Origin of the sequence: Pedobacter sp. Leaf41 (genome assembly GCF_001422545.1) — a bacterium.
Classification (GTDB): Bacteria; Bacteroidota; Bacteroidia; order Sphingobacteriales; family Sphingobacteriaceae; genus Pedobacter.
Map to the genome: position 1 here is coordinate 430,114 of NZ_LMLE01000007.1, position 9,067 is coordinate 439,180.

9 protein-coding genes are annotated in these 9,067 nt (G+C 37.3%); 6 read left to right on the plus strand and 3 right to left on the minus strand.

Annotated elements, in window-relative coordinates:
• The first annotated feature begins 104 nt into the window (after window positions 1-104).
• Window positions 105-1,049 carry a S1 RNA-binding domain-containing protein gene (locus ASE92_RS12295; protein ID WP_235527357.1) on the plus strand — a complete coding sequence of 315 codons (945 nt, stop codon included), beginning with the start codon at window positions 105-107 and terminating at the stop codon, window positions 1,047-1,049.
• 76 nt (window positions 1,050-1,125) lie between these two features.
• Here the strand turns inward: ASE92_RS12295 and ASE92_RS12300 are convergent, their stop codons facing one another.
• The 3 genes from ASE92_RS12300 to ASE92_RS12310 all read right to left on the minus strand — a co-directional run bounded on the left by ASE92_RS12300 (window position 1,126) and on the right by ASE92_RS12310 (window position 4,980).
• Window positions 1,126-1,794, minus strand: a complete 669-nt coding sequence (locus ASE92_RS12300) for an MCP four helix bundle domain-containing protein (RefSeq protein WP_056850390.1) — start codon at window positions 1,792-1,794, stop codon at window positions 1,126-1,128.
• Between the two features lie 212 nt (window positions 1,795-2,006).
• Window positions 2,007-3,440, minus strand: coding sequence for an ATP-dependent RecD-like DNA helicase (locus tag ASE92_RS12305; RefSeq protein ID WP_056850391.1), 1,434 nt, complete (start codon window positions 3,438-3,440; stop codon window positions 2,007-2,009).
• A 400-nt stretch (window positions 3,441-3,840) separates the two neighbouring features.
• Window positions 3,841-4,980: a putative sensor domain DACNV-containing protein gene (locus ASE92_RS12310; protein WP_056850392.1), complete on the minus strand. Its 1,140-nt coding sequence runs from the start codon at window positions 4,978-4,980 to the stop codon at window positions 3,841-3,843.
• A gap of 382 nt (window positions 4,981-5,362) precedes the next feature.
• On the opposite strand from ASE92_RS12310, the gene ASE92_RS12320 reads away from it, so the two are divergent.
• The 5 genes from ASE92_RS12320 (at window position 5,363) to ASE92_RS12340 (ending at window position 8,537) form a co-directional block, all read left to right on the plus strand.
• A complete protein-coding gene (locus ASE92_RS12320; RefSeq protein WP_056850394.1) occupies window positions 5,363-6,169 on the plus strand; it encodes a DUF3822 family protein in 807 nt (268 codons plus the stop codon).
• On the plus strand, window positions 6,160-6,696 hold the full coding sequence (gene rsmD, locus ASE92_RS12325; RefSeq protein ID WP_056850395.1) for a 16S rRNA (guanine(966)-N(2))-methyltransferase RsmD: 537 nt from the start codon (window positions 6,160-6,162) through the stop codon (window positions 6,694-6,696). Before ASE92_RS12320 ends, rsmD begins: the two co-directional genes overlap by 10 nt.
• Before the next feature lie 110 nt (window positions 6,697-6,806).
• Entirely contained in the window at window positions 6,807-7,268 is a 462-nt protein-coding gene (coaD, locus tag ASE92_RS12330; RefSeq protein ID WP_056850396.1) for a pantetheine-phosphate adenylyltransferase, read from the plus strand.
• A gap of 170 nt (window positions 7,269-7,438) precedes the next feature.
• Complete coding sequence (locus ASE92_RS12335; protein WP_056850397.1) at window positions 7,439-7,942, plus strand: RNA polymerase sigma factor; 504 nt, start codon at window positions 7,439-7,441, stop codon at window positions 7,940-7,942.
• Window positions 7,932-8,537: a hypothetical protein gene (locus ASE92_RS12340; RefSeq protein WP_056850398.1), complete on the plus strand. Its 606-nt coding sequence runs from the start codon at window positions 7,932-7,934 to the stop codon at window positions 8,535-8,537. Before ASE92_RS12335 ends, ASE92_RS12340 begins: the two co-directional genes overlap by 11 nt.
• The last annotated feature ends 530 nt before the right edge of the window (window positions 8,538-9,067 follow it).

A 9,067-nucleotide genomic window follows, 5' to 3' on the forward strand; every position in this document is an offset into this window, starting at 1 on the left:
AGCAGTATCCTTTTTGAGAGTTGACAACTTTAATAGCGCTGTAGAAAGAAAGTTGTTAACTCTTTTTACAAAAAGATTTAGCGAACAGCCCGGCTGCAAACCCGATGAAATACTTCAGCACCTTTCCAAATAATTTTAAAACATATACAAGCAAACATTGCTACCTTTACGGCACAACCATTGAAGAAAATGGTTTCCATATTATGATTGAAATAGGAAAATATAACGAATTAAGGGTTTTAAGCAAAACAGAAGCTGGTTTAAACTTAACAGACGGCGATAAATTGGTCATTCTGCCTTACCAATATGTACCAAAAGGCTTGGAAATTGGCGATAATGTAAACGTTTTTGTTTATATCCAAAAGGATGGCCGGCTGACGGGAACTACCCAAAAAGCTTATGCCGAAGTAGGCGATTTTGCTTTTCTAAAAGTTGTTTCGGATGGAGAAGATGGCACTTATATCGATTTAGGAATTGATAAGGATGTTTATGTACCGACCAAAGAACAAAAACGGCCGATGCAAAAAGGCTATAAATATGTGGTTTATTTGTATCTGGATGAAAATAACGAACGCCTTTTGGCTTCTTCAAAATTATACGATTTTATTGAAGAGGAAGATTTCGATTTCGAAGAGGGCGATGAAGTGAGCTTGTTAATTACTGAAGAAACAGATTTGGGTTTCAACGCGATTATTAATAACACTTACATTGGCTTGCTGTACCATAATGAAGTTTTTGATAATATTCAGGTTGGAGAGCAGCGTAAAGGCTGGATCAAAAAGATCCGTGTAGAGGGCAAAATAGATTTGACTTTACAACCGAGCGGCTATGGTCATATTCTGGATTCGAAAGAAATGATTTTAGCCCAATTAAAGAAAAGTGGCGGTATCATTGAACTGGGCGATAAGAGTTCTCCCGAAGAAATTTACCACCGTTTCCAGATTAGCAAAAGTGCTTTTAAGAAAACAATTGGTTCACTTTATAAAGAGCGTTTAATTGTACTTTCGGATGATTCGATTCGGTTACTCACTGATGATGATGCAGAATAAGTAGACTTTTAGCCACAGATTTGCAGATTATATTTTCATCATCAATTGAGATAATCTGCGAATCATGCGGCAAAATTTAATTCAAATTAAACTTATCATTCTGGATTTTTACCATGTTCGAGGCGGAGATAATCGACACAATCATAATTCCAATAAAAACGGCCAAAATACCTTGAAAGGTTGAATAAATTTTCGTTCCTGAAACAAAGATTTTAGAATCCCGAATCAGCTCGTCCCCCACTTTTGACTGAATTTTAATTAAGGCTGAAAGTTTTGTTAGCGTTTGAGCAGTAGCACTTTTCCCAATTGACTCGTAGATTTGTTTTCGTTCATTACCTGTAAGCGCAAGAATCTTACTTTCCAATTGCTCTTGAATATTTAGCGCAACTTTTAAATCTTTAAGAAAAGCTTTTTCTTGTTTTACCAGTAAGGTTAATTCGTATTTATTAATAACGGAATCGATTTTTTGATTGTGTTTTTTAATCTGTAACTGGTTATTTGAGGAATGACTTTCATTGTTCACCAAAGCATCCTGTAGAATGGTATTTTTATGATAAAGATTTTCTGCAACAAAGTATAAATCGGTCGCTGGCACCAATCTGTCGTTATACATTGAGATAAAAGATTCATTAATCTTATTTACACTTTTGTCTTCCAAAAAACGAATGAGCAAAGTGCAGCACATAATGCAAAACAATAAGAAAGCTATCTTCAGTTTGTTTTTAAGGCTAAATGCGAATTTCATAGTATAGATTTGGTTAGCGAGTCAAGGTAAGAATTAAAGCGTAATAACTGCAAAAGATATCATTTCTAACCATAAGAACAATTAATACAACATGTTCTTAAATGTATCTTATGTCAATATTTTAATCTGCTATAAAGGCAATCTATCTTTTTTTATCTTGTCCATCCGTGGTTAATATTTTATTAGGGCAAGTAAATCTGTGCGATCATCTTCTAAAAATAATCTTCCTGTGCAGTTTTCGCAAAAAGCTGTGGGGCAAAATTAACCAGATACAACTCCTTTTTGGCCCTGGTAACTGCCGTATACAACCAACGCAGGAAATCCAAATCAATCATTTCTTCTGTCAAATAGCCCTGGTCGGCAAAAACAGCATCCCATTGGCCGCCTTGAGCTTTATGACAAGTAACCGCATAGGCAAACTTAATCTGCAAAGCATTATAAAACGGATCGGCCTTGATAGCCAGCATCCGCTCCCTTTTATTTGCTATATGTTCATAATCTTCATTCAAACCATCAAAAAGCTTTTTATTTTGCTCATAAGGTAGATTTGCCGATTCTAGATTCAAAGTGTCCAGCATTACTTTGCAACTTATTTGCCCGGCAGCAGGGAAATCCATAAATTCCAACGTAGCATCGGCAAATCTAAAACCATAACGCTCTTCTTCTCCCCTTACTCTAATTACTTTGGCCATGTCGCCGTTGGCAATAAAAGCTGTTTCTTCGTTTTCAGGGAGCCAGAAATAATTGTTTCTAACTACCATAATCTGGTCACCACCAGTTAGTTCCTCTTCGCGATACAACAACCTGGCCCTGATTTGCTGATTGTAAACATTAGCAGATTTATTAGAGCGGCAAACCACCAGCGTATTTTCCATCCCAAATTTTCGGTAAGCATATTCCAAGCCTTCAACCAACCGGGCGCCTGCCATGTTGTAGATATCTTTATAATTTTTTGTTAAAAATTTTGGCAAAGGATTTTCAGGATTTTTCGAAATCTGGTTTCTCAACATGGTTGCATTGGCTAAAATGCCCGATTTTTTTTCCTGCCGAACCACTTCTTTCAATTCTACTGAAGTTACCGTCAATGCAAATTTATCTTTCAAATATTGCTCGTTTAAAGCAGGACTTTCCAAACTTCCAACAGGGGGCAATTGTGCCGTATCACCCACAAAAAGCAGGAAACAGTTTTTGGTATTGTACACAAACTCGAGTAAATCTCTCAAAATTGAAGACCCGGTTTCATTGAATTCATCAGCGATCATTGAAGCCTCATCAATAATAAAAAGAGTATTCTCTGATAGATTTGGCGCCAATTGAAACTGCATTTCAGGTGATGCCGCTGAACGTTTTCTGTAAATTCTTTTATGCATGGTTAATGCTTTGCGATAAGAATACTGGCTCATTACTTTGGCTGCCCGCCCGGTTGGAGCCAATAATTCGCTCCTCAAATTAAACTTCGCCAATACTTTTACCAACGCGGCCACGGAGGTCGTTTTACCGGTTCCGGCATAACCTTTCAACACAAAACACCTGTACTCATCGTCTTCCTGCAGAAATTTCGACATCCGCTCGCAAAAAAGCAACTGTTCTTTGGTTGGCGTATGCGGGTAAGCTTGGGCAATGAGTTCACTTTTATCGAGATACATTGATGTTGTTTAATGGTTTTAACTGGGTAATTGTTTACATTTCGAGAGGGACAACTTTCTTTCGATAGCATTAAAAAGTTGTCAACTCTAATTTAAAAAATCATTCGACTTAGTGATTTGGAAAGCAATAATTTTGCTAATCGGTTGCTGCAGTCCGTCTTTTCCTGCCCGTCCGGCAGGAGGGTGCTGTATTTTTTGTGAATTTCATACTGAGCCTGTCGAAGTACGGAAACAAGAAAGATGCCACTGCAATACGGTTTAGGTGGCAAATATAGAGGTATTTTCAATGTAAGTCCCGGCGAAATGCATAAAAGCCAAACCATTAACTTAAATAGGAAAATTGCCGGCTTGAACAAAATTGATTAAGATTGCTTCGTACCTTTCAATGACGACTTTTCACTTACAACAACAACGTTTCAATTCGATGCGCCATCACCATATTCTGCTGCTTACTCCAGCTAAAAATAGTAAAATGTCCATCCTGCGAGGCCACTAAACCAATCGCCTGGGGTTGATCATTAACAAACTGTGCGACCGAAAAATGCCGGGTTCCCCCTAATTGCCCTGGATACAAAATTGCATCTTCACCCCTAACAATCGGTTCTGAAAAAGCAATTTGTTCTACGGTGGGTTTACCCTTCGCCCGGCCAATCTTTGCGCCGAAAGCAATCAAATCGAAAGCTTCATTTATTATGGTAGCACCATCAACTGCGGTTAATCCAGCTAAATGTTCCACTTCGCGACGCAAGGCGCCTTGAGAAAAAATTTCCGTTTGATTTCCACTTTGTTTAGCCAGATTCGATAGACCACAAAATGGTGGTTCTATCAGATATTGTATAGGATGAATAATCGAGTCCTGCCACTTGGTATCGTTCTTCGGTACAATTAAGAGAGCGCCGCCCCTTCCGTGGCTCCGCATCGAAACCGAAAATTGGATCAAAATATTAATCGGATCGTTCCAGCTCGCCAATACCGTTAAATCCAATAATGCTTTCAAAATTGGTGGGCAATCCCGGTTTGAGCAGGAAGTATCGTCTACAATTCTAATCTGCTCGCCTTTCAAAACAGCAACATTGGTGTACTTGCCTATTCCGTAAATTCTGCGGTGCTTAATCACAATAAGTCCGGGCTCCGAAACATCAACAACGAAACAGAAATTGGGAATATTTAAAGTTGTTCCCCAAATATAGAGTTCGCCTTCCTCCTCCCATACTCCGAGGTGAATACCCGAACGTTCTACACCAGGCGCAACTTTAGTTATTGTATTCGCGTTAAGTGGTAGCGGCTTAGCAAATTTTAAAGGTTTGGAGGTTTGTGATGGTGGTAGAAAAGCAATAGAAATACGTGGCGAATGTCCTTCTTCTTTTCTTAAGCTACTCCAAAAAGCGACATCAATCAATGCCTCGATAATTTTTCGATTAGGCTGGGTGGCCAGATCAAGTTCACCTTGGGCAGCTGCATTTGCATGCAGTTTAATAAAATGTTGCTCAATTTTAGCAGAAACAGTATTGGCAGCTTTATAAGTAGGCTTGTAACTCATGTTCCGAATTTAGGTTGAATATTTCAGATTCTAAATAAGCGAAAGGTTTGATTTTGGTAAAAAGATTTACGAGGACTTTTACCGCAAAGAGTGCAAAGATTTTGTTAACCACAAAAGCCGCAAAGAACACAAAGTTGTGTGCAGAATATGAGATGAAAATTTTGAGTAAAGTATTTGCAGCAGAATCACTGACGCCACATAAAGGAAAACCTAAATTAAATTTTCGCGTAAATCTGTATTTTCGCGGCAGACGAAGCATTATGTCATTTCGAAATAATTTTAGGAATAACACGACCGCCTAAAAACCCAGCAACTTTGCGCCCTTTGCGAAAAACTTAGCGAGCTTTGCGGTTAATCCTTAAAAAACTCTATTTTTGTTTCAATGAGTAAAAACAGTCTCTTATTAGTCGATCCGAATATTAAAACTGATGCCTCGGTAAACTGCCATTTATTGTTAAAAATAACGAATGACAGCTTTTCTTATGCGGTGATTAACAAAGATTCTGATGAGGTTAGTATTATTTTTGATAAGCAAGGCTGCGAAGATTTGGAAAAAGATTTGAAATCTGCCTTCGAAACTGATGTTTATCTAACTCAAAACTATAAGGCAATAAAAGCTGCTATTCATACCTCAAATTTCATTTTTATTCCTAACGAATGGTTTGATGCTGCTAATCTATCCGTTTACTCGAAATTTTTAGGTGGTGACGGAAAAATATACGCCAAACAGCATAATGAACTAGGCTTCAATACACTTTTCTCATTAGATGAACAAGTTGAAAAAAAACTTCCTGAAAACACTAAATTTTACCCTCAGTCTTCACCTTTATTAGCGTTGTTCAGTCATTTATCAGCTGATGCGCTATTGATTGATTTTACGGCATCTTCATTCAATGTGCTTTTTGTAAAAGATAAAAAAGTTAACTTTCAAAACCATTACGAAGCAGAGAATCCGGAAGAGTTTAACTACTTTTTATTATTGATTATCGAGCAATTGGGTTTAACGGATGCTATTCCGGTTTACTTGCAGGGTATCATCAATGAAGACGACGATTTTTACAACACGCTTCTAAAATATTTCAACAACCTTTACTTTTTTCTTCCCGCAGGAAAACAAAGTAGTGAGTTGTTGGCCGATATGCCTAAACATTATTTTAGCGGATTACTTGCTTTAGATTTATGCGAATAATTGGAGGCAAACTAAAGGGGATTCGTTTGCAGCCTCCTGCAAATCTACCTGTCCGCCCAACAACGGATATGGCCAAAGAGGCGCTTTTCAATATTTTAAATAATCATTTTGATTTTGAAAGCTGTACCATTTTGGATTTATTCAGTGGTACGGGAAACCTGACATTTGAATTTGCTTCCCGCAATGCAGAAAAAATTTTAGCAATCGACATGGATTACGGTTGCGTAAACTGGGTAAAAAATACAGCAAGAAAACACGAATTCGATCAAATTGAAGTACGCAAAGGAGATGTTTTCAAATTGCTGAATCAAATGACGGGTTCGTACGATATCATCTTTGCCGACCCACCGTATAACATGCCGAACATTCCCCAAATACCTGTGTTGGTTGCAGCGCAAAAGCTACTTAAGCCTGATGGACTTTTGGTTGTGGAACATCAAAGTAATATGAAACTAAATAGCCAGCCTGGCTACACCGAAACCAGAAAATATGGAAATTCTTCTTTCAGTTTTTTTGAGTTCGTTTAAATAGTTTGCCACAGATTTCTTAGATAATTTAATTATTACTTCAAGCAATTCATTAAAAAGAAATCTGCAAATCTGCGGACGCTTTTTCCAGATTTGTCTATATTTGAAATATGAAGATAGCGCTATTTCCAGGTTCTTTTGACCCCATTACCATCGCTCACGTTAACATTTTGCAACGTGCTACTCCCCTTTTTGATAAGATAGTGATCGGCATTGGTTTAAATAGTTCCAAGCAAAATTTTCTTACTGCTGAGCAGCGACTTCAAATTTTAGAAACAGTTTTTGCGGGTTATCAAAACATCGAAATCCAAACTTACGAAGGTTTAACTGTAGATTTTTGCCGCAAAATAAATGCAACTTATATGGTTCGTGGTATTCGCTCGGCTTCAGATTTTGAATACGAAAGAGCGATTGCTCAAATTAATCAGACCATGATGCCAGAAGTAGAAACCATTCTACTTTTGAGTAAACCAGAATACTCAGCCATCAGCTCAACCATCGTCCGCGATATTTTAAGGAATCATGGCGATGTAAGTCCATTTGTACCCAAAGAGGCTTTAGGGTTTTTATAGTCGTTCTGACAACTCAATTTTCCGATAAAAAAATGTAACGTTTTGAAAAATCCGCTACCAATGGAGTAAATAAATATAAATGAAAACTCGATTGGTATATTTTCTTATGATGAAAAGTTTTTTGAATTCCTCACTAATTCTGTTCATTTAGTAAAAATAGAATGCCATTAATGAAGGAAACTGAAACGACATTTCTGACCCTGATTAATCAGCATAAAGCGATTATACATAAAGTTTCGAAAATGTATATGAACGATGTAGAGCTGCAACGTGATCTTTTTCAAGAAATAGTAATGCAGCTGTGGAAAGCTTACCCATCTTTTAAAGGGAACAGCAAATTTTCCACCTGGATGTATCGGGTTGCATTAAACACGGCTTTGGTTTACTTTAAAAAGGACAATCGAAAAGTAGATAAAACGCCTCTAGATGAAAACATCGACATTGTTGATGTGAATGAAAGTGAATTAAAAGAAGAAAAACTGGCCTACTTATATAAGGCAGTTCAAGAATTAAATGCGGTAGAAAAGGCTTTGATTTTTCTTTTCCTTGAAAACCAATCACACAGAGAAATTGCCCACGACCTGGGAATAACGGAAGTTAATGCAAGGGTAAAGCTCAATAGAACCAAAGAAAAATTACAATTCATCATAAAGAAGAATGGCTATGAATTTTGACGATTTGAAAAACGACTGGAATGCAGACGGAGCTGAAGAAAACAACATCTCGGAAGATATGCTTAAAATGAACGAAGCACACACACTGATCGACATCATTAGAAGGAAAATGAAAATTGAGTTTTTTTATCAGATGATGGCTTTAATATTCATGGGGGCCGTCCCTTTTCTTTTCGGCTTAGCCGATAATATGAAATTTATTTACATGGTGTTTTTTGGCATCACTTGCGGATTTACAACTTACTACTTTTGGAAATTCTACACTTTCTATAAAAATTCTTACGATCTGAGTTTAGATAGCCGTAAAAACATCATGTGGTTTTTTTACGAAATGAAGTTAAACGTTGAACTTTACAAGGCATTGACCTACATTATTGTTTTTATTTGGGTAGGCTTTCTGGCAGTCTATCTATTAATTGCAAAAACATGGGCAATAGACAATGTTTTTGCAAAAATTTCTTCAACGTATATTGTGTTGAATTGCTTTATTACCATCTTAATTATTGGCGTAATTACCGAACTATGGGCATGGTATTACTATGGAAGGTATTTAAAACGCGTTAAAGCGATAGTTGATGAGCTGGATTTTGAGTAATTATTAGTTTAAATGAGCATTCGTCGTTTTCTTTAACCTGCCTGCGTTCGTTTCTAACGAGCGCATAAATAGCAAAGCGATTGAATCGCTAACTATGAATTTCATGCTGAATTTATTTCAGCATCTTTCCTGCTATTGAGACCCTGAAATGAATTCAGGGCGAGGCAAAAATGTAAGCCTGCGCTCGTTTCTAACGAGCGCACAAATAGCAATGCGATTTAATCGCTAATTATAAGATTTACGCCTGCGCTCGTTTCTAACGAGCGCACAAATAGCAATGCGATTTAATCGCTAATTATAAGATGCGCATAAATAACAAAGCGATTTAATCGCAAATTACAAAATCCCYCCAGCCCTCAACACGTCCATAATAGAAGGGAAAGTATTTTTCACTACCGGGCCAAGATGGTTTTACGCCTGCGCTCGTTTCTAACGAGCGCACAAATAGCAATGCGATTTAATCGCWAATTACAAAATCCCYCCAGCCCTCAACACGTCCATAATAGAAGGGAAAGTATTTTTCACTACCG